Source organism: Spirosoma sp. 48-14 (genome assembly GCF_001898575.1).
GTDB lineage: Bacteria > Bacteroidota > Bacteroidia > Cytophagales > Spirosomataceae > Spirosoma.
The window spans coordinates 385,432-408,852 of record NZ_MKUD01000045.1 but is presented as its reverse complement, the minus strand read 5'-3'; the positions used below and the strand labels follow the sequence as shown (position 1 = coordinate 408,852).

21 protein-coding genes are annotated in these 23,421 nt (G+C 49.8%); 19 read left to right on the top strand and 2 right to left on the bottom strand.

The genetic code is table 11. The features are described from left to right. Nucleotides 1–12: 12 nt before the first annotated feature. Entirely contained in the window at nt 13–540 is a 528-nt protein-coding gene (locus BGO59_RS23965; protein WP_293687476.1) for a hypothetical protein, read from the bottom strand. A gap of 163 nt (nt 541–703) precedes the next feature. Here BGO59_RS23965 and BGO59_RS23960 point away from each other — a divergent pair, with 163 nt between their 5' ends. Both BGO59_RS23960 and BGO59_RS23955 read left to right on the top strand, forming a co-directional pair. Continuing rightward, a complete protein-coding gene (locus BGO59_RS23960; RefSeq protein ID WP_293687474.1) occupies nt 704–2,476 on the top strand; it encodes an ABC transporter ATP-binding protein in 1,773 nt (590 codons plus the stop codon). 322 nt (nt 2,477–2,798) lie between these two features. Continuing rightward, the gene (locus BGO59_RS23955) at nt 2,799–3,254 is read left to right on the top strand and encodes a hypothetical protein (RefSeq protein ID WP_293687472.1); all 456 of its coding nucleotides are present in this window, start codon (nt 2,799–2,801) and stop codon (nt 3,252–3,254) included. 110 nt (nt 3,255–3,364) lie between these two features. Here the strand turns inward: BGO59_RS23955 and BGO59_RS23950 are convergent, their stop codons facing one another. Further along, nucleotides 3,365–3,946: a Uma2 family endonuclease gene (locus BGO59_RS23950; RefSeq protein ID WP_293687470.1), complete on the bottom strand. Its 582-nt coding sequence runs from the start codon at nt 3,944–3,946 to the stop codon at nt 3,365–3,367. Nucleotides 3,947–4,125: 179 nt separating this feature from the next. Here BGO59_RS23950 and BGO59_RS23945 point away from each other — a divergent pair, with 179 nt between their 5' ends. From BGO59_RS23945 to tssD (BGO59_RS23865), 17 genes are all read left to right on the top strand, one after another. Next, complete coding sequence (locus BGO59_RS23945; RefSeq protein ID WP_293687468.1) at nt 4,126–6,687, top strand: c-type cytochrome; 2,562 nt, start codon at nt 4,126–4,128, stop codon at nt 6,685–6,687. 109 nt (nt 6,688–6,796) lie between these two features. After that, a complete protein-coding gene (locus tag BGO59_RS23940) occupies nt 6,797–7,855 on the top strand; it encodes a TIM barrel protein (protein WP_293687466.1) in 1,059 nt (352 codons plus the stop codon). 41 nt (nt 7,856–7,896) lie between these two features. Continuing rightward, nucleotides 7,897–8,682 (top strand): SDR family NAD(P)-dependent oxidoreductase, encoded by a 786-nt coding sequence (locus tag BGO59_RS23935; protein ID WP_293687464.1) that lies wholly within the window; start codon nt 7,897–7,899, stop codon nt 8,680–8,682. Nucleotides 8,683–8,726: 44 nt separating this feature from the next. After that, entirely contained in the window at nt 8,727–10,046 is a 1,320-nt protein-coding gene (locus tag BGO59_RS23930; RefSeq protein WP_293687462.1) for an MFS transporter, read from the top strand. 442 nt (nt 10,047–10,488) lie between these two features. Next, complete coding sequence (locus BGO59_RS23925) at nt 10,489–11,418, top strand: hypothetical protein (RefSeq protein WP_293687460.1); 930 nt, start codon at nt 10,489–10,491, stop codon at nt 11,416–11,418. A gap of 12 nt (nt 11,419–11,430) precedes the next feature. Continuing rightward, a complete protein-coding gene (locus BGO59_RS23920; protein WP_293687458.1) occupies nt 11,431–11,862 on the top strand; it encodes a GPW/gp25 family protein in 432 nt (143 codons plus the stop codon). Between the two features lie 99 nt (nt 11,863–11,961). Then, nucleotides 11,962–13,824, top strand: coding sequence for a hypothetical protein (locus tag BGO59_RS23915; RefSeq protein WP_293687456.1), 1,863 nt, complete (start codon nt 11,962–11,964; stop codon nt 13,822–13,824). 74 nt (nt 13,825–13,898) lie between these two features. Further along, nucleotides 13,899–14,828 carry a hypothetical protein gene (locus BGO59_RS23910; protein ID WP_293687454.1) on the top strand — a complete coding sequence of 310 codons (930 nt, stop codon included), beginning with the start codon at nt 13,899–13,901 and terminating at the stop codon, nt 14,826–14,828. A 93-nt stretch (nt 14,829–14,921) separates the two neighbouring features. Next, complete coding sequence (locus BGO59_RS23905) at nt 14,922–16,079, top strand: hypothetical protein (protein WP_293687452.1); 1,158 nt, start codon at nt 14,922–14,924, stop codon at nt 16,077–16,079. A 112-nt stretch (nt 16,080–16,191) separates the two neighbouring features. Then, entirely contained in the window at nt 16,192–17,115 is a 924-nt protein-coding gene (locus BGO59_RS23900; protein ID WP_293687450.1) for a hypothetical protein, read from the top strand. A 119-nt stretch (nt 17,116–17,234) separates the two neighbouring features. After that, nucleotides 17,235–19,790, top strand: coding sequence for an ATP-dependent Clp protease ATP-binding subunit (locus tag BGO59_RS23895; RefSeq protein WP_293687448.1), 2,556 nt, complete (start codon nt 17,235–17,237; stop codon nt 19,788–19,790). 3 nt (nt 19,791–19,793) lie between these two features. After that, nucleotides 19,794–20,096, top strand: a complete 303-nt coding sequence (locus BGO59_RS23890) for a PAAR domain-containing protein (protein WP_293687446.1) — start codon at nt 19,794–19,796, stop codon at nt 20,094–20,096. 49 nt (nt 20,097–20,145) lie between these two features. After that, the gene (locus tag BGO59_RS23885) at nt 20,146–20,592 is read left to right on the top strand and encodes a hypothetical protein (RefSeq protein ID WP_293687444.1); all 447 of its coding nucleotides are present in this window, start codon (nt 20,146–20,148) and stop codon (nt 20,590–20,592) included. A gap of 23 nt (nt 20,593–20,615) precedes the next feature. Then, complete coding sequence (locus BGO59_RS23880; protein WP_293687442.1) at nt 20,616–21,977, top strand: DUF5458 family protein; 1,362 nt, start codon at nt 20,616–20,618, stop codon at nt 21,975–21,977. A gap of 33 nt (nt 21,978–22,010) precedes the next feature. Then, nucleotides 22,011–22,403 (top strand): type VI secretion system tube protein TssD, encoded by a 393-nt coding sequence (tssD, locus tag BGO59_RS23875; protein WP_020599743.1) that lies wholly within the window; start codon nt 22,011–22,013, stop codon nt 22,401–22,403. Between the two features lie 20 nt (nt 22,404–22,423). Continuing rightward, nucleotides 22,424–22,969, top strand: coding sequence for a type VI secretion system tube protein TssD (gene tssD, locus BGO59_RS23870; protein WP_020599744.1), 546 nt, complete (start codon nt 22,424–22,426; stop codon nt 22,967–22,969). 62 nt (nt 22,970–23,031) lie between these two features. Continuing rightward, entirely contained in the window at nt 23,032–23,406 is a 375-nt protein-coding gene (tssD, locus tag BGO59_RS23865; protein WP_293687439.1) for a type VI secretion system tube protein TssD, read from the top strand. The last annotated feature ends 15 nt before the right edge of the window (nt 23,407–23,421 follow it).

Here is a 23,421-nt window from a genome sequence, read left to right as displayed (position 1 = left end):
GGGGGGAGAGTACTACTTCACCTTCACAATCTCCCCGAAGTAATTCATGAACAGGGTGTAGTCGGCGGTTTTCTGGCTGACAGGGTCGATCACGCGCATGACGAGGTTAATGTAGCGCTGGCCGTTGAAGGTTGGTTTGTAGGTGACGGTTTTCAGGACTGAGCGTTCTACTACCTCATCGCTTTTGATAAAATAGAGCAGATCATCTTTGAGCAATGTACGTTTAAATAGCTGGCTCCCCGATTTTTTTGTTGCGAGCACAGTGATCGTGTTATTGAAATAACAGCCACTCGACGTTTCAGTTGAGCTGGTATCCTGCGCCAGGGTTAAGGTCACCTTGATCGACTTACCTGATTCCTGATACACATCTGACTTCCCTAGCTTATCAGCATCGACAACAGTTTTACAGTCTTTGGGTTTGCGGGCTGCGGTTGCTACTGAGTCGGTTTTTGATGAAGTTTGGGTTTCCTGCGTTTTTTCAGAGCGCCCACAGGCCGTTAATAAACCAATCGTCAGGAGGAGTAGAGATGTGTTTTTCATGGGGTAAAGTTCGGGCTTAAACGCCAAGCTGCCAAGCGTTCATAAAGTTTACAAATCGATAGGCTTTACGCAGAGTTAGCGACCTAAATTGATTGTTTTTGTGTTATTCGACAAGGCAGCTCTGCATTCCTACGCTGCTCGTTTACTTCCTACACAAATACCTATGCAACTTCTTTACAGTTATTTACGGCGTTATTGGGGTCTGTTGGCACTGGCTCTTTTCCTGGCCGCTATCAACCAGATTTTCTCATTACTTGATCCGTACATCTTTCGGAAAATTATTGACCAGTATGTGGTTAAGCCTGGTGGAGCCCTTCGGCCACTTAGTTTCTGGAGCTTCTTGGAAAATGGAGCTGGTTTGCTGATTCTACAGGCGCTCGGTGTGGCGATGGTGAGCCGAATCGCCAAGAATTTTCAGGACTATTATGTCAACGTAATCACCCAGCGGCTGGGTGCAAAGCTTTATACTGACGGGCTTCGGCATTCGCTCGAATTGCCCTATCAGGTGTTTGAAGATCAACGCTCTGGTGAGACGTTGGGTAAATTACAAAAAGTACGGGCCGATGTCGAAAAGCTGATCCAGTCGTTTGTGAATGTGCTCTTTACATCAATTGTGGGCATCGTGTTCGTGATGTGGTATGCGGCCACTGTCTACTGGCCAATCGCTCCGGTGTACTTTCTGACTATTCCACTTTTGGGTATCCTGAGTTCGTTGCTGAGCAAAAAAATTAAGGTCGTACAGAAAACGATTGTTGCCGAAACAACAGCTCTGGCGGGGTCAACGACGGAAAGTTTACGCAATATCGAACTAGTGAAAAGCCTCGGGTTGGCACAGCAGGAAACCGAACGACTCAATGCTACGACCGAAAAAATTCTGAAGCTGGAACTCAAAAAAGTTCGCTATATCCGGTCGTTGTCGTTTATCCAGGGCACGTTTGTGAACCTGCTCCGTAATGCCATCATGCTGTTTATGTTGTTTCTGGTGGTGCAGGAACGTATTACGGTGGGTGAGTTTTTCTCGCTGTTCATCTACTCATTTGCCATCTTCGGACCATTGCAGGAGTTAGGCAACATCATCAACGTATATAGAGAAACGGAAGCCTCACTGGCCAATTTCCAGCAGATTCTGAACACGCCCCGCGACGTACAGCCAGCGCTTCCGCAGCCGGTTCATTCGCTCAAGACACTGGCCTTTGACAATGTTCATTTCAAACACCTGACGGCCAACAAACCAGCTCTCGATGGTATTTCGTTCGATGCACGGGTAGGCGAAACACTGGCCTTTGTCGGGCCGAGTGGGTCGGGTAAAACAACACTTGTTAAGCTATTGGTTGGTTTATACCGGCCCTTAAGTGGACAGATTTTGTACAATGGCATTCCGGGTTCAGATGTGAATCTGGATGAGCTTCGGGAGCAAATTGGCTTCGTCACGCAGGATACACAGTTATTTGCCGGAACCATTCGGGAGAACCTCCGTTTTGTAGCGCCCAATGCAACGGACGAAGAATGCCTAACGGCTCTACATCAGGCAGCCGCCGACTCGCTGCTGGCTCGTGCCCCGCAAGGACTCGATACAGTCATTGGTGAAGGAGGAGTAAAAGTGTCGGGTGGCGAAAAGCAGCGGCTCAGTATTGCCCGTGCGCTGCTTCGTAAACCTTCGTTGCTTGTATTTGACGAAGCAACATCGGCCCTGGATTCGCTCACTGAAGAGGAAATTACGGATACTGTTCGCACCGTATCGGCTATGAACCAGCAAATTACTATTCTGATTGCCCACCGCCTGAGTACGATCCTGCATGCCGATCGCATTTTTGTGCTGGAGCAAGGACACATTGTTGAACAGGGCCGTCATGAGGAATTGCTGGTACAGAAAGGACTGTATTACGCTATGTGGCGTCAGCAAATCGGTGAGCGCAAAGCTCTGGCTACCGCATAAATGCATTAAAGAAATAGCACAGAGAAATACAGGAATGGAGTTCTACGTGAGAACCAATTAAAAAACGCCGGGTTTATAAACCCGGCGTTTTTTAATTGATCAGGCACTAAATGGATGCTCATTCCGTACTGGTAAACTGGAGTAAACAGCAAAACTATCGTAGTGTATAGTACTAGCGTTTTATAGTTATATCTGACTATTTCTGGCGTTGAAATAGACTTCATTTTTTATAGTACTACAATTTGTTGGAACTTTAAAACATATGATTAGCTTTGTAAGTGCCTACATATGAATAGGTTAAACCACTTAACACTTACATAGTATGAAAAACCTATTACGCTTTTTTCTGTACGGCTTTTTAGTCGTGGTATGGTCGTGCGCCGACCACCGCCTTCCCCCATCCATTTCCTGCGATGATGTTGCAACCCGAGTCGCTGGTTGTGCCCACTGGCGATTGACAAGTCGAACGGTTAATAAAGTTGAAGCGATTACTCCATGCCAGCAAGGTTTGATATTTACGTTTCCGGGCGGAAAACTGGCAGGTCAATTTGTTTTGCTGAAAGACCCCGAATATTGCGGCACGGGGGGCGCAGGAGGGGGAACCTATACGTGCAACAATGGTACGGTAACGCTTTCGAAAACGGTCACCTTTGGCGGTTTCAATCCGATTGGCCCCATTAGTCAGACGTTATCTTTTCTCAGCACTTCGTCTTTCTTAATAGCCTATACCGATGCAAGCAGTAATGCCGTGGCCGAAACCTACGTTTGCGCTAACTAAGCTGAACTTTGGAAGAAAATGAATGAACCGCTAGTCAGTAGAGGCTGGCGGTTTTGTTTTAACCGGACTACTGAACGGGTAGAGAGCGAAGCGATGGCTCGCCTATTCCATCAATCTTCCAGGATATCGGCTAACACGGTTTCAAAGCCAATCAGCACATCATCGCCCGATAGTGTTTCTGAAAAGGTTTTAGCATCGACGGGTTGATTGGGGTGGTAAATGTAGGTGAGTTTCTCATTGGGCGAAACCAGCCAGGCAAGGCGAACACCGTTGGCCAGCCACTTGTCCATTTTCGCTTTAACCGCGTCGAGGTGATCGGAATCACTGACGAGTTCGAGCACAAAATCGGGAGCCAGGTACGGAAATGAGTGCTTGTCCTTTTTACTCAGCGCATCCCAGCGTTCGCGCCGAATCCAGGCTACATCCGGTGCTTTCATTGATTGATCGCTCAGGAAAAAACCACCATTCGAGTCAATAACTTTACCAGCCTTCGTCTTACGGTTCCAGATGACAAATTCACCGTTCAGTTCGCTGTTATTCGCGCTGGTTAATAAATGGGTAGGAGACATATCAATATATACAGTGCCAGTTTCATCGCGCTCAACACGAAGGTTGGGATTAGCCAGACAGAACTGGACTAACTCTTCATCGGTGAAGCGGTCGATTTGGGGAATGTTGAGGGGCAGTTGCATGATTGAGTACGTCGTTCGTTAGGAACAAATCTACAAAACGATACCAACGAATCAAAACCGTTGATTTACGCCTGCATGCTTACCGGGTCAATTGGTAGGATGGTATTAAAACCCGATTGGTACACAAGTAGTATCCGGCTAATAATGCTTTTTCTGGTAATAATGCTACGTTATGTATCATGGGTAAGCCTGCTTATTATCTCTGCCTGATTTGTATTGGACTTTTCTGCCTGCTGAGTTTTAAAACAAACATCCGAACGGAGCCAGGAGAAGGGCCGTCACCAGCTAAAACACCCACCGAAGAACTCAGTACGTTTCAGCTTGAACCCGGACTGGATATTCAGTTGGTAGCGGCTGAGCCTATGGTCGAAGATCCCGTTGCGATTACCTTCGATGAAGATGGTCGGCTGTGGGTAGTTGAAATGCGCGGATTCATGATGAACATCGATGGAGCGGGCGAGGAGAAAAAGGTTGGCCGGGTGTCGATTCTGGAGGATACCAATGGCGATGGCCGGATGGATGCCAGCAATGTTTATCTGGATAGTCTGGTGATGCCCCGTGCTATTGCCCTGATACCCAATGGAGCACTGATTGCCGAAAACGGAGCACTCTGGCTCACCAAAGATACCAATGGTGATCGGAAGGCCGATACGAAAACCCTCATCGACGATCAATATGCCGCTACAGGGCTTCCCGAACACGCACCGAATGGTCTCTGGCGTAGCATGGACAACTGGTACTATAATGCCAAAGCGCGGGTGCGCTACAAACTGGCCAATGGAAAATGGCTTCGCGATAGTACCGAGTTTCGTGGGCAGTGGGGCATCAGCCATGATGACCAGGGACGTCTGTACTATAACTACAACTGGTCGCAGCTCCACGCCGATCTGGTTCCACCCAACTATCTGTCACGCAATAAAAACCATAAACCCACAACGGGTATCGACTATGGGCTGACCATTGACCGACGTGTGTATCCGATCCGACCAAACCCCGCCGTTAATCGGGGGTATATTCCCGGCACGCTGGATAAGGAAGGTCGTTTGCAGGAGTTTACAGCCGCCTGTTCACCCCTGTTCTACCGCGGCACGGCATTTCCATCTGCCTACTATGGCAATGTGTTCGTTTGTGAACCCGCCGGTAATCTGGTCAAGCGCAATGTGACCGAATCGAAAGGACTATCTCTGACAGCTCACGACCCACATCCCGGAAAAGAGTTTCTGGCTTCGACGGATGAGCGATTCCGGCCGGTTCATATGGCAACAGGCCCCGATGGCGCTTTATACATCGCCGATATGTACCGGGGCGTAATTCAGCATAAGGCGTATGTGACGCCATACTTGCGGGAACAATCCCTATCGCGCGATCTGGTACAACCCATTAACCGGGGACGTATTTGGCGGGTAGTGCCCCAAAACTGGAAAGGCCAGAAAGCCAGGAAGTTGTCGGAGGTTTCGGGTGACGAGTTAGTGGCCGAGTTGTCGAACCCGGATGGCTGGCACCGGGATATGGCGCAGGCATTACTGATCGATCGGGCTGATAAGCGGGTGGAGGCCGCGTTGACCAATGTTGTTTTGAAAGGCACTGAGTCGCTAGGCCGTTTTCATGCTTTATGGACACTGGATGGGTTAAAGCTAAGCAAGCCTGATTTGTTGCTAAGTTTATTGGCCGATCAGAATACGCTTGTCAAATCCACCGCCGTCCGATTGCTGGAACCGTTTGCTAAAACAGATAAAACCGTTCGGGCAAAATTGGGCAAGCAATTATTGGGCATTTGGGAACAGGCCCCTATCGAACAAATTCTTCAGATGGCGCTCTCCGCAAGTGCACTTGACCCTGCCGATGCCCAACCTTTACTGGCCAATATTGTACAACGCTATGGTGATTCGGCACTCATTCGCGATGCGGTAATGAGTAGTCTATCGAACCTGGAAGCCGCGTTTTTGCAGCGGTTACTGGCTTCTCCCCAGTGGCAGACGCATGAGCCTACGAAAGAAATTTTCCTCGAAATGTTAGCGACATCGATTGCTCGTAACCGGAATGCGGCTCAGCTCAGTGCACTCCTCACGAAGCTCGATACGGGTAAAGAACCGTTGGGTTGGCAACAAAAAGCCGTTCTTACGGGCTTGTCGATGGGTGGAAGCAACAGCAAAATGAAACCGGTTAAACTGGTATCGGCCCCTAGTCTGCTCACCCGGTCAGCCGCGAAAGTCGACCCGGCGCGATTGGTTACATTGAATACGATGTTTGAATGGCCCGGACATGCCGCCAGTAAGGCCGTTGCACAGACCAAAAGCCTGCTGAACGATGAGGAACAAAAACTGTTTGTGTTGGGTCGTCAGCATTACCTGAGTACCTGCTCGGGTTGTCACGGAACCGATGGCGCTGGACTAGCCCGTTTTGCTCCTCCGCTCATTGGCTCTGACTGGGTACTGGGCGACGAAAAACGGCTGGCGCTCATTGTTCTCCACGGTATTGAGGGACCCATTGAAGTGAATAAGAAAATGTACGATGCGCCTGATATTCTACCTGTTATGCCTTCGCACTCAACCATGGACGATGGCGTTATCACCGCCATTCTGACCTACATCCGAAACGAATGGGGAAACAACGCAGGGCCAATAGGACGACGAACCGTAGGCATGACCCGCGTGACGTCGCAGGGTAGGGTAGTGCCCTGGACGGCTAAAGAGCTAAACAAGTATGTACTTGAAGCCAAAGCACCGGCAAATGGGAATTGATATGGCAATGAATAATGGGCAATGCATAATGTGTGTATTTAGAGGATGTGCTGCCCATTATTCAGTACACATTGTCCATTATTCATTGTGCATTAAACTCCTTAACCAAATGGATAGACGAGATTTTTTACAGCGGGCTTCGGTAGGGGCAGTGGCATTTTCATTGCCTGAGTTGCCCAGCTTTATGGCCGACAAACGCATGGGTATTGTGGTGCACTCGTACTGGAGTCGGTGGAACTCGAAAGTGGATAGTAAGAAATATCCACCCTTCACCAACGCGCTTCAATTGCTGGACCATTGCCATCAGCTAGGGGCCGGTGGGGTGCAGGTAATCGTAAATGGCTGGTCGAGCGATTTTGCCAAACAAGTGCGCGAAAAACGGGAGAAGCTGGGCCTCTACTTGGAAGGATCAATCGGCCTGCCCAAAAAAGCGGAGGATGTGCCCAAGTTTGAGCAGGATGTAATTGGGGCACGCGAGGCTGGTGCGCAGGTACTTCGGACGGTTTGTTCGAGTGGGCGCCGATACGAAACCTATCACTCTGTTGCTGCTTTTGAGGAACTGAAAAAAAACGCGCTGACTTCCCTGCAACTGGCGGAACCTGTACTTCGTAAACACAAAGTCAAACTGGGCGTCGAGAACCATAAAGACTGGCGGGCACCGGACCTGGTCAATTTGTTGAAACAGGTTAATAGCGAGTGGATAGGCGTAACGCTGGATTTTGGCAACAGCATGGCCCTACTTGAAGACCCCATGGAAGTGGTGCAGACGTTAGCGCCCTACACATTCAGCACTCATGTAAAAGACATGGCTGTTGAAGAGTATCCGAACGGTTTTCTGCTGTCGGAAGTGCCTATGGGTAAAGGGATTCTGGACCTGCCAAAAATGGTCGACCTCTGCCGAAAGTACAATCCATCGGGCACGTTCAGTCTGGAAATGATTACCCGCGACCCGCTGGAAATCCCCTGTCTGACAGAAGCCTATTGGGAAACGTTTCCTGCTTTACCTGGTTCCGATCTGGCCCGTTCGCTTCGTACGGTTCGGCAGCACAAATATCCGGGAGGGTTACCCCGCGTGTCGCAGTTGAGCGCCGACGAGAAACTGGCGCTTGAAGAAGAAAACATTGTTGCCTGTATCAATTACAGCAAAGGGAAATTAGGAATGGTATAGCTGGATAGAACACATCTGAATTGAGAATCACTTACAACCGTATGACAAAAGACGTATTACCGGGAATTAAACAGTTTGATCTTACAGGGAAAGTTGCCATCGTGACGGGTGGTTCGAAAGGATTGGGGCTGGCGATGGCCGCTGGGCTGGCGTCGGCGGGAGCCAATCTGATGCTGGTGAGCCGGAATGCCGATGAATGCGAAAAAGCCGCCCAGGAATTGACCCAGGATTTTGGTGTAAAAGCCGTCGCTTTTGCCGCTGACATTACGAAACAAGAACAAACCGAAGCGATGGCAACAGCCGCCATCGACACGTTTGGCCGAATCGATATTCTGATCAACAGTGCGGGTATCAACATCCGGGGGCCTATTGATGAACTCACGCTGGATGATTTTACAGCCGTGATGGACATCAATGTAACAGGTACCTGGCTGAGTTCTAAAGCGGTAACGCCTTATATGAAAAAAGCCGGTCGGGGCAGCATCATCAATCTGGCCAGTACGCTCGGGTTAGTTGGTTTATCGAATCGTACGCCGTATACGGCCAGCAAAGGGGCTGTCGTGCAGATGACCCGTGCGCTGGCGCTTGAATTAGCTCCTTTTAATATCAACGTCAATGCCATTTGCCCCGGTCCATTTTTAACGGCCATGAATGTTCCGATTGCAGATACGGAGGAAGGGAAAAAGTTTGTTGTGGGCGCAACGGCCCTGGGGCGCTGGGGCGAACTACGGGAAATTCAGGGGGCCGCTATTTTTCTGGCTAGCGATGCCGGGACATACATGGTTGGCTCGATGCTTACTGTCGATGGCGGCTGGACGGCCCGCTAAGGTTATAAACCGCTTACGTATAAACCGAAACCTTAACCGAACGAATGAACCTCTCAACTGATAAAAAGCCAACCCGTGTGCGCTATGGCATGTTAGCACTCGTCTTTGTGAACGTAGCGATTAACTACCTGGACCGCGCTAACCTGTCGGTAGCGGCTACCGAACTGGGGAAAGATCTGGAGCTATCGACTGTTGAGTTAGGGAATATATTTTCGGCCTTTGGCTGGGCGTATGCTGCTTTACAGATTCCAGGCGGGATTATTGCCGATCGGTTTGGTCCACGAATTTTATATGCTTTTTGCCTAGTTACCTGGTCAATCGCTACCATGGCGCAGTCAGTTGCCAGTGGGTTTCTGAGTCTGTTTTCGCTTCGCCTGGCGACAGGTACGTTTGAGGCCCCATCGTATCCGATTAACAACCGAGTTGTCACCAGTTGGTTTCCCGACAACGAACGGGCTTCGGCCATTTCTATGTATGTGTCCGGGCAGTTCATTGGATTGGCTTTCCTGACGCCGGTTTTAGTGACGGTTCAGTATTATGCAGGCTGGAAAGGGCTGTTTATCGTCACGGGACTGGTTGGGCTGGTATGGGGTGTTGTCTGGTATCTGTTCTATCGCGACCCGTTAGATCATCCGCGTGTGAATCAGAGCGAATTGGACTATATTGAAGAAGGGGGTGGGTTGTTTCATGGCAAAAAATCGGGAGTGGATAGCCCGTCGTTATGGCGCTGGGAGAATTTCAAACTGATCTTTTCAAAACGAACCTTGTGGGGTGTTTACATCGGTCAGTTTTCGGTCAATGCCACACTCTGGTTCTTTCTAACCTGGTTTCCAACCTATCTGGTCAAATACCGGGGCATCGATTTCAGGCAGTCGGGTTATCTGGGTTCCATTCCATTTTTGGCGGCTTGCGCAGGCCTGCTGCTATCGGGCTTTGTATCGGATCGGCTGGTAAGGCAGGGGAAATCCGTAAGTATGGCCCGCAAAACACCAATTATTGCTGGATTACTGTTGTCGGTAGTGATTATCGGGGCCAATTATACCGATGATGTCGCCATGATTATTTTCTTCATGTCGCTAGCCTTTTTCGGCGTTGGTATGGCGTTGATTTCCTGGGTATTTGTCTCCATTTTATCGCCGAAGCATTTGATTGGCCTAACGGGTGGCGTATTTAATTTCATGGGGAATCTGGCTTCTATTGTGGTGCCCATTACCATTGGGCATCTGATAACGGGCACTGATTTTAAACCCGCCATCGTATTTATTGGTATTGTTGAGTTTATCGGTGCCTGTGCCTACATATTTATGGTCGGCAAAGCCGAACGAATTATCACCCCCGATACGAAAGAAGAGGTGGTTTTATAAAACGGTTCTCTATCGGAAATTCGGGTTCAATTGGCTGAGTAAGTTAGGCCACTTGGGATATTGATTGCTGGGGTACTTAAGAACATATTGAGTAGGGTATATTTTTAAATATATATAGAAGTTGAAAATGCGTATTTACTGACAAGGTTGTGGTTATTTATTTGTAAATCAGTGATTTGTGTCTCATTGTATCGTTTGTATAGTCATTAGTTAGTGTGTAGGTAGTTGAGGGAGTCTGGTTGGGTTTTGTGTACTTATTCGGTACAGGTAACGATTGCCCGTAAAACCCGGATTTTTGCCCGGTGAGACGCGTAGTTATACGCTATGACGCTGTCCTTTTAACGATTTATTTTGCCTCTCACTTCATCGGTGGACAGTTCGTTGCCGAGCCGTTTAAATGGCTCATTGTGTGTACGTTTTACCTCGCTAAATAACATGACCAATGACTACTCATCGCCATCTTCTTCTACTAACCTGTCTGCTTGCCAGTATGGGTACTGTACAGGCTCAGACAATAGCATCCTTAAACACAGCAAGTCGATCATCGGAACCAGTAAATACCGCAAAAGCGCCACGACAGCCTAAAGCAACAATTGAGGCTCCTTATTATGTAAAGCTCTATGGGTTTTATGGTTTGCTCACTCCTGGATCTCAGGTGACGACCAGTTATACGTCAGGCCAGTCTGGTATGACGAACACAGGCTTCAAAAATAATGCTACAGGCTTAGGGGCGGGGCCTCGGGCTGGCATTGGTGTTGGCGTAATTGTCAGTGAATTTATCAATTTAGGTATTGATGCCGATATGCTATTCGGGTCTACCCTAACAACGGAAAACAACTATAAAGGCTCCAATTATACCTCTACAGGTACAACCTCAACAACCTTACGGGTATTGTCCATCACGCCTAACATTACCTTTAAAGCCTTATCACGCCCTGCCTATTACATTTATAACCGACTGGGCCTGGTAGGGGGCATTGTGATGGATTATAAAACTACGTCGAATAGTTTATATGCGCCAACAACGGGTGCCAGCACGACCACCATTAGTGAAACCAACTACCGTGAAAATTCGCTGGCGATTGGCTATCAGGCTGCTTTAGGTATTCAGTTTCGTTTGGGAGAGAGTTTGCGTGGGTTTTCCGAGATTGTGGCCTACAACCAGTCATTCCGGCCAAAGGAGTCTCTGTATACGTCTACCAGCACCAAGTCTGGATCAACGCCAACCAAGTCTACGTACATCTATCAGTATAAAACGGAGGGGGAGTATACCACGACCAAGCAGGATGGCGTGGATGTGTATCAGTCTGCCAGTTCGAATGTCGTTATGAATAGTGTTGGTGTTGGCGCGGGTATTTTATTCCGGTTTTAAGCTACGGCTGGTATGTCACAACCTTATTATGCGTTGCCGTTGCGGTTCGACGATGTATTGCAGCATAAACCGCATCCAACCTGTTCGCTGCCGCAATCCATTGCTCAGAATTTATACCTGATGCTGACAACGCACTTTGCCGAGTCGCGTTTCGATGAATCGTTTGGTTGTAGCCTGTGGGACGAAGATTTTTCGAATCAGGCTAATAGCCGGTGGAAAGAGGACGTTCGCCAATCCATCGAAGCGTCGATAGCTGAGCATGAAAAGCGACTCACCCAGGTGCGGGTACGTGTGGATCTGAACGATCAGGAGATGCAGCTTGGCCGAGTAAGCAAACGAGTAAAACGGCGGCTGACGGTCTGGATTGATGGTCAGTTGGTCCGTACTAATGAACAATTTTCGTTTCAGCGGAGCCTGTTTCTGGCTCCATTGTCAACCGAGTAACGATTTACAGGAGTCAGTTTAGGAGGACTATGGTTACAGTAGTCAACCTAAACTGAATCCTGCAAATCGGAGTACCAACGACTAACTAACCCGTATCAAATGGCTACCGATCTTGTTGCAGAAGGTTTTTCCCGCGAGCGAGTCAAAGCCCGGATGCTACGCCGGGCAGCTGAGCTATGGGGGTATGCCGAAACAGATCTGGATAGCTTTGATCCACTGGTGGCGTTGTTGATCGAAGCCTGTGCCATGGAGTTTGAACGGGTATCGGTCGAGATCGGCAATACTCAAACCCGTTTGCTAGATCGGCTGGCGCAGGTGTTACACCCTGAGCCGGATGTCGCCCGACCAGCTTTTGCCATCGCGCAGGCGCGTCCGGTAGAACCTAAGGTCATCTTGTCGGCGGCTACCCAGCTCAGTTTTAAGCGTACCGGAGCCGCCCGTACTGATTCGGGTAATGCCCTTGAAGCTTTTTTTTCGCCCGTAGGCACCTTCCCCATTGTCGATGGTGCTGTGCGGTATATAGCGACTACCGAAACGTTGTTTCGGGTCGATGAAGCCATTCAGAAAATACCAATTGCTCAGCATCAGGGCGTAGCGGCTGTGTTACCTTATCAATCGCTCTGGCTGGGCCTGGAACTGGACGAGGACGTTCCATCGCTGGAGGGCGTCTCGTTCTTTTTTGACTGGCCAACTGAAGCTGATCGGCAGGAGAATTTAGCTGTATTAACCATGAGTTCCTGGTGGCTGGCCGGACAAACTGTGCAGGTTCGGGCGGGTTTACCAGCCAATGGTGCTGGTACTTCATCAGGTTCGTTGCTGGAGCAGGAATTCAACGTCATGCACAAAGTGGAAAAACAGGCTGCCTCTAGCTATGAACGCCATTTTGTGACCGTTGAGTCGGCGCCATTGTTTAAATCAATGCCTGAGCATCGCCAGCCCTACTCGTCGGCTATGGCTCAGTGGTTTTCAGACCGGGAGTTGCGGACCATTCGTGAATCATACTGGTGGATCGAAGTGCGGTTGCCGCACACAGTCAGTGTGCAGACATTGGCAGGTATAGTCTGTGGAATCAATTGCTTTCCAGTAGTTAACCGACGATTGCATCGAATCACCTACCGGCTCCAGCAGAACCTCAATATTATCCCACTCGAAACCGATCGATGCTTCCTGGCGGTACGAGACGTACGAACCAGCCAAAACCGCTCGTTAACGGCCATTCCACTGGGAACTATGTCTGGTGTAGAAGCTGAAACCTATACAGTACAATACGGTGTCAGTCGATTCGATGAACGGGATGCCCGTCAGGCATTGACGAATTTACAGGATTTACTGCGCGACGAAAGCGCTTCCTTTGCGGCCCTGGGCGAAGATTTTCTGACGTCAGTCATTCGGGAACTGAATCAGGCATTGGCTCGGCTTGAAGCAAAAGTAGATCAGAAAACACAGAAACGGGACACGATCCCATACCTGATTATCAAACCAAAGCAGCCGGGAGATACAGTTTACATCGAATACTGGACCTGCGACGGGGAGGCCGCCAATCGCCTTCCGGCCGGAAGCCGCCTGACACCATACGCCGACAACAATCTTCGGAAAGATGGGGGATTTCTGATTACGACCACTACGGGCGGGCGTGAGCGACCGAAAGAATCGGAGAAAATTACCCAGTATAAACGGGCCTTGCTGACCCGCAATCGTGTCGTAACGCTGGAAGATGTCCGGGTTTCGTGTCAGGCCGAACTGGGCCATCACCTCCAGTCGGTTCATGTCGAGCGATCATTTCGGATTGATCCATTACCAACCAATGGATTTCAGCGGTGTATTCGAGTCAGTTTACAGCCCTCGGCCAGAAGTAGCTTTTCTCCGGCCGATTGGCAGCAGCAGGCCGTTTTGTTACAACGAAATCTGGAAACGCAGTCGGTGTCAGCATTGCCATTTGAGGTCGTTGTGCTGTCCGGGTAAAACGTAACTAGTCATTCGCTTGGTATTCAATGTGAAGATTGGTTGAATTGCCTTTAATTCAGTAACTTATGGATATGCTCTCCATCTACGCCGAACGCCTTAAGCACCTGCCCATCGACCTGAAAGCCGAGGTAGTACTGGCGGATATGCTCGAAGATGGAATTTCGCTCGATGAACTAGTGCTGAATCCGATGGGCCTGGGTAAACGGACTTTTGGGCGCGACATCAGCCAGACCGAATGGAAGGAAGCCCAGCATATGGCGAAACGGTGGTTGCAGATTGATCTGAACCGTAGCGGTTTATACGATCTGCTGCCGGAAGGGGTTTTTCATCAGCCAACGGCAAATGAGGTGGCAACGTCCAAAGAGGCTATCCTGCGCGAAATGAGCATTCAACGCGAACGGGAAAAAGCGGCCCGCACGTTTTTTCTGCCGTTTGAGCAGGAGTTTTTTCGGCAGCGTATTCGACTTGAGCAGGAGCAGCGAGCGTACCCGGTTCATACCGATACCGAGCAACCCAATGAATTACTGAGTTGGTTCTGGAACCTCCCCAATTTCCTGACATCGGAGCAGGTAAAACGGCTGCTGTACATCCTGCCAGTGGTACATCATATGGTAGGCGATATGACCGCGATGAAAGCCTGCTACGAACAATTGATGGAAGAGCGTGTAAGCCTACAGCTTGAACCAGGTGGCATGACGCTTGTCGAGACTGACACTGCCTCACTGGGGGAGTGGGAGTTAGGCGAAAGCTCGGTGTTTGATGGTTGGTTATGCGACGAAGAACCGTTGCTGCGAATAATCGTGCATATCGACCGAACCGAACGGGTTGCCAACTACCTGCCCGGTAGTGATGGGCGTCGGATGATTGAGTGGCTCGCGGGCTATCTGGTTCCTCTGGATGCTGCTGTAGGTATTGAACTGGATACGTCAGCTCTGAACGACGCGTTTCTACTGGCTGAAAACGAGGTATTTGGACGATTGGATTTTACAACACACGTATAATTAGAATGTATGATGTATGGTATAGGATGTATTTTAATGTACATGTAGCCATCATACATCCTATACCATACATCAATAATTGCCCTCTCTATTATGACAATACCAGAACTCTCTTATCTACCCGTCAACTGGGTGGATGGTATGAAGATCGCCCGACGCCATTTTACGGAGTGGGAAAATTTCATGCACGATCAACTGCGGGATAGCCATGCCGTGGGTCTGTCGCGGTTTCGGTATGGCATTCTGCCTGCTTCGAATGCCCTCGACATGCAGATTCAATGCGATTACAACCAAAATATAAAGGTGCAGCTTCGAACCTGTCGGGCGGTCAGCCCACATGGGGGGCGAATCGATTACCATAACCCGGCGGATTCGTTGACCTGTACGACCTCGTTTTCAACACTGGCAGCTACCTATGGCTTGCAAACGGGTAAACCACAAACCTTCGATGTACTGCTGACAGTCGATCCGTTCAAACGCGTACCCACTGGCGAGCCGATCCTGACCGAAACACCCCCACGACATCCGCATACCCGTCCCGAATACCGGCTCGATGTAGTGCCATCAGCGCAGGTACGAGCGGGGGAATTAAACTATCAGTTGATTGTTGGCCGGATTCGATACGGGAATGGCGAAGTTCAGCAGGACCCCGATTATATTCCGGCCTGCACATCGGTCTACAGCCTGCCCCGGCTTCAGCAATGGCACCAGCAATTTGGTAAACACCTGGAATCGCTGGAAACGAATGCGTACAAAATCCTGCAGCGTACTAAGGAGCGGGATTCTAAAAACGCCCTGCAAACCAGTACCTTACTGATGGCCGAACGCATTGCCTTTACGCTGGGCGACATCAGTACGCGCTATAGCTGGATTGTTCCTTACGAGCCACCTGTATACATGGCCGAAACTCTTCTACGGCCTATTCAGGCCATGCGTGTGGTGATGACTATGCTTAGTGGCCGCGAACGGGAAGAGTTTATTGGCTACATCAGCGAATGGGCCGATTTGACGCCGGGCGCTCTGGAAGCACAGCTCAATGCAGTTCTGCAATTACCTTATGAACATACGGAACTCACCCAACTGCTGGCCGAACTGGATACGTTTTATCGAACCGTTTCGAATGTATTTTACAAGCTGGCTCAGTTGGATTTTATCGGCAAACGCAAAGGGCAAAACGTATTCATCATCGAACACGAAGTGAAGGAAACACCACCCGAAAAGCCCCGTTCGCGTTGGAGCCCACTTGGGTAGAACCGCTAAATAAGTCATTCTAAGTAGCTGTCCGAAAATAAGTTAACATTGATTGAATCAACCGTTTCGACGGTCTGCCCGAACCACTGGAAAAAACCTCTCTATATAATCGATGGAACCTCTCAATAAACCGGAACGCCAGCAAGCCTTCAGCCGATTTCTGGGTGTGTATTGCCTTTCCCTCAGTATTCCTTTACTAGCCGTCTATCTGTTATTCAGCGCGCCAAATTATGTGCTGAAGCAGGAAAACGCCCGCCTGACCGAAACGTTGAACGAGCAAACGCAAAAGCTGATGAAGCCGATGGAGGGCGTAACGGCGAATCTGAAAACACTCCAGACCACCGATCAGGCGTATTTGAAAGCGACCGATATTGAAAAGGGAAGTTTAAAGACGCAACTCTCGGGGCTGGAAAGTGGGATTCAGCAGCAGGTAAACACGTTGAAAGCCGATACCGTGCAATTGCAGCCCATGAATAAGCAGCTGTCGCATAGTATTATCAATGCCTACGACGCTGTGCTTACCTACCGAAACAGCATCAGCTACCTGCGCGAACTACTGGAGAAAGAGGGGATCGATGCCAGTCAGATTGACAAACTGACAGCCGCTCTTACGCAGGCACGGCAGGAAAACGAAATGCTGAAATTGCTGGCGGCCAAATCCGCAGCACCAGCGGCCGCTCCGGCCCCATCGGGTGGTGGCGGACCCAATTACCTGTCGCAGTTTCAGGAATGCACGGGCAAACTGGTCGATGCCCAACGACGGATCAATGACTTAACGGCCCAGTTGAAAGCGGCTGGCAGCAGTCCTGCTCCGACCGTTTCCGCGCCCACCTCAGCAGGGGTATCGCGTGCCGATGTGGAAATGGAGATTGTGGACCGATGTGAGAAAAAAGCCGATGCCACAAACCGCCCCCCGCTCTGGCGTCGTCCGCTTTATGAATTTGCGGTAGAAACGCTGGAAAAAAATACCCGTCCCGACGCTCAGCAGCGTATCACGGCCATCAATGCAAAATTGCGCCGATTAGGTTCTGATTGATTGTCATAGGCATTCGTTGGCACAAATGGTAGCTGGGCCAAGTGGTGTATAGCACTCAAAAACGATGATTGACTATCAATGACTACCCAATGACCTCCACTAGTTAAACTCCAATTCTGATGGCATATACTGAAGAAGTAAAACGGGCGATACAGATTGCCCAGGCTCTTTCGAAGGAGTATCAGAATGAGCTGTTCGCTCCGGCGCATCTGCTCATGGGCCTGCTTCATAATGAGGTAGGACTGGCTTCATGGTTAGGTGTGTTGGGTCAGGATGTTCCTTACCTGCGTGAGTGGGCCGAGGTACGGATTGAAGCTAGCCCCAAAGCCAGCCGATTATCGACCAACCCACCGGGCGATGAACAGGTGAAAGCCACTATGGAACTGGCCGATCTGGTTGCCATGCAGTTAGGAAAAGTACAAACCGACCCTGTTTGTGTGCTGGCCGCTTTGCTCAAGCCAGGCATTGCGTTTACGCCAGAACAGTTGAAGAGCTTTCCACTGACACAGGTCGAACTGATGCAGGCGGCTCTGGCTGATGCCGATGTACAGACAGCGGTTGCGCCAGCGGCTGGTTCAGAGGGAGGGCCAAAAACAGCCGGAGCTGCTAAACCGACGTCGGAGCAGGCGTTGTTGCGGTATTGTGTCGATAAAACCGCCATGGCTACAGAAGGACGTCTGGACCCGATTTTGGGCCGCGACAGGGAAGTCAGGATGATGACCGAAACCCTCGGACGACGGACTAAACCCAATGTGATTCTGGTTGGCGAACCGGGTGTAGGGAAAACTGCGCTGGCCGATGGTTTTGCGCTCAATATTGTAGCGGGGGATGTGCCGGGTCATCTGAAAAATGCCCGACTCCTCGAACTCGATCTGGGCGCTTTGGTAGCTGGTGCTTCGTACAAAGGTGAGGTAGAAGATCGGCTGAAAAGCATTCTCAAAGAGCTAAAACAAGATGCCAAAATCATTTTGTTCATTGACGAAATTCACCAGCTACTGGATAGCCGGGGGCCACTTGGAACGGGCGTTGCCAACTTGCTCAAGCCTGAACTGGCCAAAGGGAATCTGACGGTGATTGGCGCTACGACGCTCGATGAATACCGAAAATACATTGAAACAGATGAAGCCTTTAGCCGCCGATTCGATGTGTTGCGGGTAGAAGAGCCTTCGGTCGATATGGCTATTCGGATGGTGCAACGGCTGGTTCCCTTCTACGAAAGTCATCATCAGCTCACCGTCGGGACCGATGCGGTTTCGGAAGCCGTCACCCTTGCCAAGCGTTATAGTCGAAATCGTCGGTTGCCCGATGCCGCCGTTGACCTCCTCGACCGTACGTTGTCGGCCGTTCGGATGATCAGCGAACGAACCCCCGCCGAAGTGGCTCAACTAACCGAACAGCTGAACAAGTTGACCAATTCGTTTGATGGAAGCGGCTCATTGAGCAATCTACGCTATTTGCATCAGGAGCTTGAAGCCAAAATAAGCCCTATTCTATTGGCGAATCTGGCTGCGGAACGCGACGACGACGAATCGACGGATGATCCCTTTGAATCGGTTTCGACACTGGCCGAACATATTCAGCAGAAACTAACCCGGCTTTCTGCCTTGATCGACGTACAAAAAACAACCGTTGATCGGCATGACGTAGCGGCCGTGATCTCGCACAAAACGGGTATTCCGCTGGGGAAAATTCAAAGCAAAGAGCGGGATAAACTGCTGGCGATGGATGAAGTCTTGAAACAGCGCGTTATCGGGCAGGATCATGCTGTGAAAGCCGTTGCCGATGCTATTCTGGAGTCTCGTTCTGGTCTTACCAAAGCAGGGCAACCCATCGGTTCGTTCTTTTTGCTTGGACCCACCGGAACCGGCAAAACGGAACTAGCCAAATCACTGGCCGATTTCCTGTTCAACGATGAGTCGTTCCTGATTCGGTTCGATATGTCGGAGTTCAAGGAAGAACATTCAGCGGCTTTGCTGTACGGGGCTCCTCCGGGCTATGTCGGCTACGAAGAAGGGGGCTTGCTGGTGAATAAAATCCGTGAGAAACCTTACTCAGTCGTTCTGTTCGATGAAATTGAGAAAGCCCATCCATCTGTGTTCGACATCTTCCTGCAAATTCTGGACGAAGGCCGTCTGCACGACCGATTAGGCAAGGAAGGTGATTTCTCGGATGCCGTGGTGTTATTTACGTCAAATATTGGAAGTCAGTTGGTTATCCAGCGATTTGGCGAAGGCCAGATTCCGACCAATACGGAACTGATGGAAACCATGAGCCGCCATTTTCGCCCCGAATTTCTGGCCCGGCTGACCGAAATCGTACCCTTCGCCCCGATCTCGGAAGAGAACGCCATTCGGATTTTCAACCTCCATCTGCGCAGCCTGACCGATCAATTGACTAAGCAAGGTATTGTGCTCGATCTCACGACCGAGGCTCGTCGGCACCTGGCGCTTTCGGGCTTTACACCGCAGTATGGAGCCCGGCAATTGAAAGGTGTCATTCGGAACCAGCTTCGGCGACCCATTTCCCGAATGATCATTGCCGGAGATGTAACTAAAGGGTCTACCATTCATGTCGATGTGAACAATGAAGAGCTTCAATGGACGATAACCCATGAAGAAACGGCTCTAACCGCTTCTGTTGAACAACCTGCTGATCGCTCAGTGCAAACCGCATAACGAATGGGACAACCTGCCGCACGCTTAGCCGATATGCACGTTTGCCCCATGCAAACACCTGCCGTAGTCCCGATTCCGCACGTGGGCGGTCCCATAATGGGTCCTGGAATGCCAACCGTGCTGATCGGTGGTCAACCGGCTTCCGTAGTCGGTGATCTGTGTACCTGCGTAGGCCCTCCTGATGTGATTGTGATGGGCTCCACGTCGGTGCTGATTGGCGGGAAGCCTGCGGCTCGAATGGGGGATACCACCGCTCATGGTGGAAGCATCGTCGTTGGTTGCCCGACCGTGCTGATTGGTGGGTGAGATGAAGGTTGTAAAGATTGATTTCTAACCGTTTAACTGAGTATACATTATGTTCGATTACGGAATTGGTGGGCAGGAGCGAAAGCTCAATGTCAGCGAAAGCATCGTCGATATCCCACAGAATAAAACCCTCCTCATTGAGAAGTTAACATCCGACCCTCCTGTTCGCCCGGAAGTGGTCGAAGGCCTGAAAACAGTAGGAGAAGTGTTTGCCCATTTCCGACCCGAAGTAGAGGTCGAATTTGAAACGGACGAAGGAGGCAGCACCAGCGAAACCCTCCAGTTTATGTCATTAGCCGATTTTGGCCGAAAAGGCATCATTGCCCAAAGCGAATACCTCCAGGAACTGAACATGACTTTTGAAGATTTTCAGCGCTATGTGAAGCAGTTGAAATCGAACAAAATACTGAAAACAATGCTCGAAAATCCCGATGGGAAAGCTGCTTACATAGCCGCTATTCAGGCAATGATTCGCGAACTGGAAGAAGCGCAATAAACTGTACACCGAAAAGACATAACATGGAAGCACAGGATAAACCACTCAAAACCAGCGAAAAGCTCGCTGAAGATATACCCTCTCTTGACGCCAGTTCGGCCAAACTGGCCAAATACGGTGGGTTTTCTATTCTGGAAACGACCCTGGAGGGCGTTCAGAACCTGAATCCCGAAAAAAAGGCCCGTAAGAAAATCTTCCTTACCGAGCAATCGAAGCAACAGGAACGGGCGCAGTTGAGCAAACGACTTCAACTCATGCTTGACCTGCTCACCAGTGCCGATTCAGTAGCTGAGCTGGCCGAAACTGCCCAGTCGAAGGCCGAAGCGGCCCAAACGTTGCTGAGCGAAAACTTACGTCGAGCCTTCGAAGCCAGCCGCGGACTGGAACAGGCCTATCGGTCGGTTGCCAGCTTTTACGTCAATACCGACCAGGATAAGGTAAAGAATGTGAATATTATGAATGCCGAGCCGGAGCAACTCACCGACCTCGACAACACCACCTTTATCGATGCAGTTGCCGAAGAGTTTGCCCGCAACTACGACCGGCTTGATCTTCGCGATAGCTATGCCCTGATGGTGCTACCCGGTTATCTGGGGTCGAAGAAGGTGGTGGATACCTGGGCCCAGATTGCGCATAAAAACAAGGTAATGATGGTGACGGACTTCCAGCACCTCGATGCGCCCGACGACGTGGTTGACCTCTTCGAATCGGCTGATCTGACAGGTGGGGATGCTTACCTGTCCAACGTGATGATGACCTGCAACTGGCTGGCCGGACGTGGGCGACACCAGGACGTTGGGGAGGAAGAAGACCTGTATGTGCCCGGGTCGAGTGCCTTGGCCGGTAAGTTATACGCTACGGTCATGTCGCAGGTGTCGGCTGGCCGGAAACACGGTTCGCTGAATGGAGCCGACGGCGTGCGGTTCCCGTTGAAGAAAAGCGAAATATCGACGCTCGAAAAAATGGGTCTGATTCCGATGGTCAACGAATACGGCAAGGTGATGCCCTTCTCGGCCAAGACGCTTTTCAATGGCGATAATCTCGGGCTGCAGACCTACTCCGTAGTCCGTGTATTCGACTACATCACCAAAGTGCTGATTGATTTCCTGAACCGACGGGCGTTTGAGAATTTCAACTACAACACGAAAGCCGATATTCAGAAGCAGATCGTGAAGTTTCTGGACAATGTAACGGGGCCGGGTAAGCTCATCGAAAAGTTCAAGCTGTTGCGCTTTGAGCAGGACCCCAAACAGAAAGATCGGATATACCTCGACATTCATATGGTTCCTTATTTTCCCGCTAAAACGTTCCTGCTCAAACTCGACGGACAGAAGGGCGACGACCCCGATTCGGCCGAGTGGAAAGCAGATTATGATCAACAGTAAGGTCTTTTATTCACCCTTTTAACACTAGTTCGTATGGCTTCATTTAATGCCAAGTTAGAGATCGATGGCGTTAGCGATCCAATTGAGTTGAGAAAAGTTTTTGTCACCTGCCACCGCAAGCGGGATGCAAAGGGGCGGCCATCTTCGGCATCCAGGTGGGCTATTGCTGTCGCTATTGATACGGATGAAGATGGTACGTTTACGGAATGGATGGTCAATCCAACGATGCAAAAGACTGTTACCGTCAAATATTACAAGATCGACGAAGAAGGGTCGGTGCTTAAGCAATGGACATTAAAAGATGCCCATTGTTATTCAATGATAGAAGGATTTGTCGCTGACTCGTCTATCCTTATGACCACGCTGGTTATTTCTGGAGCAGAAATAAGCAATGGAAATGCAACCCTGACCCATAACTGGAGCTAACCACAAGACCTTGTAACACTATGGCATACACAGCAAACTTAACGGTTGCCGGCCTCGAAGAACTGCCGATTTATGAATTTGCTATTTCGTTTCAACAGGCGATGGATAACAAGGGACGCCCTGCTTCCGGCGTATTTACAGGTGATATTTTTTTAATTGTAGAAGGGGGTAATGATACTTTCTTCGAATGGCTTTGTGAAGCTACCCGAACCGAAAGTGGCAAGATCAAGACCATCGACGATTCTGGAAGTACACTCGTTGAATATGCCTTTGAGAATGCCTTTATAACCGACGTTAACGAGAACTTTATTGATGATGCTATGGGCATTCGCAATGAGTTTAATCTAGTATCAGCAGAAGAGGATGATAATGGAAACATCGGGCATCGGGTTCATAATCAGATTCGGGGTAGAGACGAAAACTATCGCCCCTTGCTGGGTGCCTATGATACGGCTCGAGGCTTTCAGCGCCGTACGGGTAATGCCTACGTTACGTACTTCTCGTTATCCTGCGAAAAAATTCGGGTGCGAGATGTCGAACATGATAACCAGTGGGGGAAGAAGTAGCTAACCAGGTTGTGTCTGGAATGTGTTGATTTCCAGACACAAATTTTACTAATGAGTACGCTATGGCTTTTGAAGCAACATTAAATATTGACGGTAATCCCTACAACATCAACTGGATGATGCTGGAAGTTGGTCGGAAGGAGGACCAACGGGGTAAACCGGCGTCCCGACCTTCCTGGGCAATGGTGATTTGCCTGGATGTGATGGATGATAAAACCATTAAAAACTGGATGATCGATCCGCACATGCAGAAAGATGGAAAGGTTATCCTGAGCCGAATTGATGAATCGGCCACGTTCAAGGAAATTGAATTCAAGCAGTCGGTTTGTGTCAATTACTCGGATTTTTTTATGGCCGATCTGAACTACATGAATACCCGAATATTGATAACGGGTGGAGAACTGGTTATTAATAAAGCGACCCTGCGCGTTACCTGATTTTATCCCAAATGA

What these genes read in the sequence shown, in the direction of transcription:
- BGO59_RS23965 (WP_293687476.1), bottom strand. Translation starts at nt 540, where the DNA reads ATGAAAAACACATCTCTACTCCTCCTGACGATTGGTTTATTAACGGCC.
- BGO59_RS23960 (WP_293687474.1), top strand. Translation starts at nt 704, where the DNA reads ATGCAACTTCTTTACAGTTATTTACGGCGTTATTGGGGTCTGTTGGCA.
- BGO59_RS23955 (WP_293687472.1), top strand. Translation starts at nt 2,799, where the DNA reads ATGAAAAACCTATTACGCTTTTTTCTGTACGGCTTTTTAGTCGTGGTA.
- BGO59_RS23950 (WP_293687470.1), bottom strand. Translation starts at nt 3,946, where the DNA reads ATGCAACTGCCCCTCAACATTCCCCAAATCGACCGCTTCACCGATGAA.
- BGO59_RS23945 (WP_293687468.1), top strand. Translation starts at nt 4,126, where the DNA reads ATGGGTAAGCCTGCTTATTATCTCTGCCTGATTTGTATTGGACTTTTC.
- BGO59_RS23940 (WP_293687466.1), top strand. Translation starts at nt 6,797, where the DNA reads ATGGATAGACGAGATTTTTTACAGCGGGCTTCGGTAGGGGCAGTGGCA.
- BGO59_RS23935 (WP_293687464.1), top strand. Translation starts at nt 7,897, where the DNA reads ATGACAAAAGACGTATTACCGGGAATTAAACAGTTTGATCTTACAGGG.
- BGO59_RS23930 (WP_293687462.1), top strand. Translation starts at nt 8,727, where the DNA reads ATGAACCTCTCAACTGATAAAAAGCCAACCCGTGTGCGCTATGGCATG.
- BGO59_RS23925 (WP_293687460.1), top strand. Translation starts at nt 10,489, where the DNA reads ATGACTACTCATCGCCATCTTCTTCTACTAACCTGTCTGCTTGCCAGT.
- BGO59_RS23920 (WP_293687458.1), top strand. Translation starts at nt 11,431, where the DNA reads ATGTCACAACCTTATTATGCGTTGCCGTTGCGGTTCGACGATGTATTG.
- BGO59_RS23915 (WP_293687456.1), top strand. Translation starts at nt 11,962, where the DNA reads ATGGCTACCGATCTTGTTGCAGAAGGTTTTTCCCGCGAGCGAGTCAAA.
- BGO59_RS23910 (WP_293687454.1), top strand. Translation starts at nt 13,899, where the DNA reads ATGCTCTCCATCTACGCCGAACGCCTTAAGCACCTGCCCATCGACCTG.
- BGO59_RS23905 (WP_293687452.1), top strand. Translation starts at nt 14,922, where the DNA reads ATGACAATACCAGAACTCTCTTATCTACCCGTCAACTGGGTGGATGGT.
- BGO59_RS23900 (WP_293687450.1), top strand. Translation starts at nt 16,192, where the DNA reads ATGGAACCTCTCAATAAACCGGAACGCCAGCAAGCCTTCAGCCGATTT.
- BGO59_RS23895 (WP_293687448.1), top strand. Translation starts at nt 17,235, where the DNA reads ATGGCATATACTGAAGAAGTAAAACGGGCGATACAGATTGCCCAGGCT.
- BGO59_RS23890 (WP_293687446.1), top strand. Translation starts at nt 19,794, where the DNA reads ATGGGACAACCTGCCGCACGCTTAGCCGATATGCACGTTTGCCCCATG.
- BGO59_RS23885 (WP_293687444.1), top strand. Translation starts at nt 20,146, where the DNA reads ATGTTCGATTACGGAATTGGTGGGCAGGAGCGAAAGCTCAATGTCAGC.
- BGO59_RS23880 (WP_293687442.1), top strand. Translation starts at nt 20,616, where the DNA reads ATGGAAGCACAGGATAAACCACTCAAAACCAGCGAAAAGCTCGCTGAA.
- tssD (WP_020599743.1), top strand. Translation starts at nt 22,011, where the DNA reads ATGGCTTCATTTAATGCCAAGTTAGAGATCGATGGCGTTAGCGATCCA.
- tssD (WP_020599744.1), top strand. Translation starts at nt 22,424, where the DNA reads ATGGCATACACAGCAAACTTAACGGTTGCCGGCCTCGAAGAACTGCCG.
- tssD (WP_293687439.1), top strand. Translation starts at nt 23,032, where the DNA reads ATGGCTTTTGAAGCAACATTAAATATTGACGGTAATCCCTACAACATC.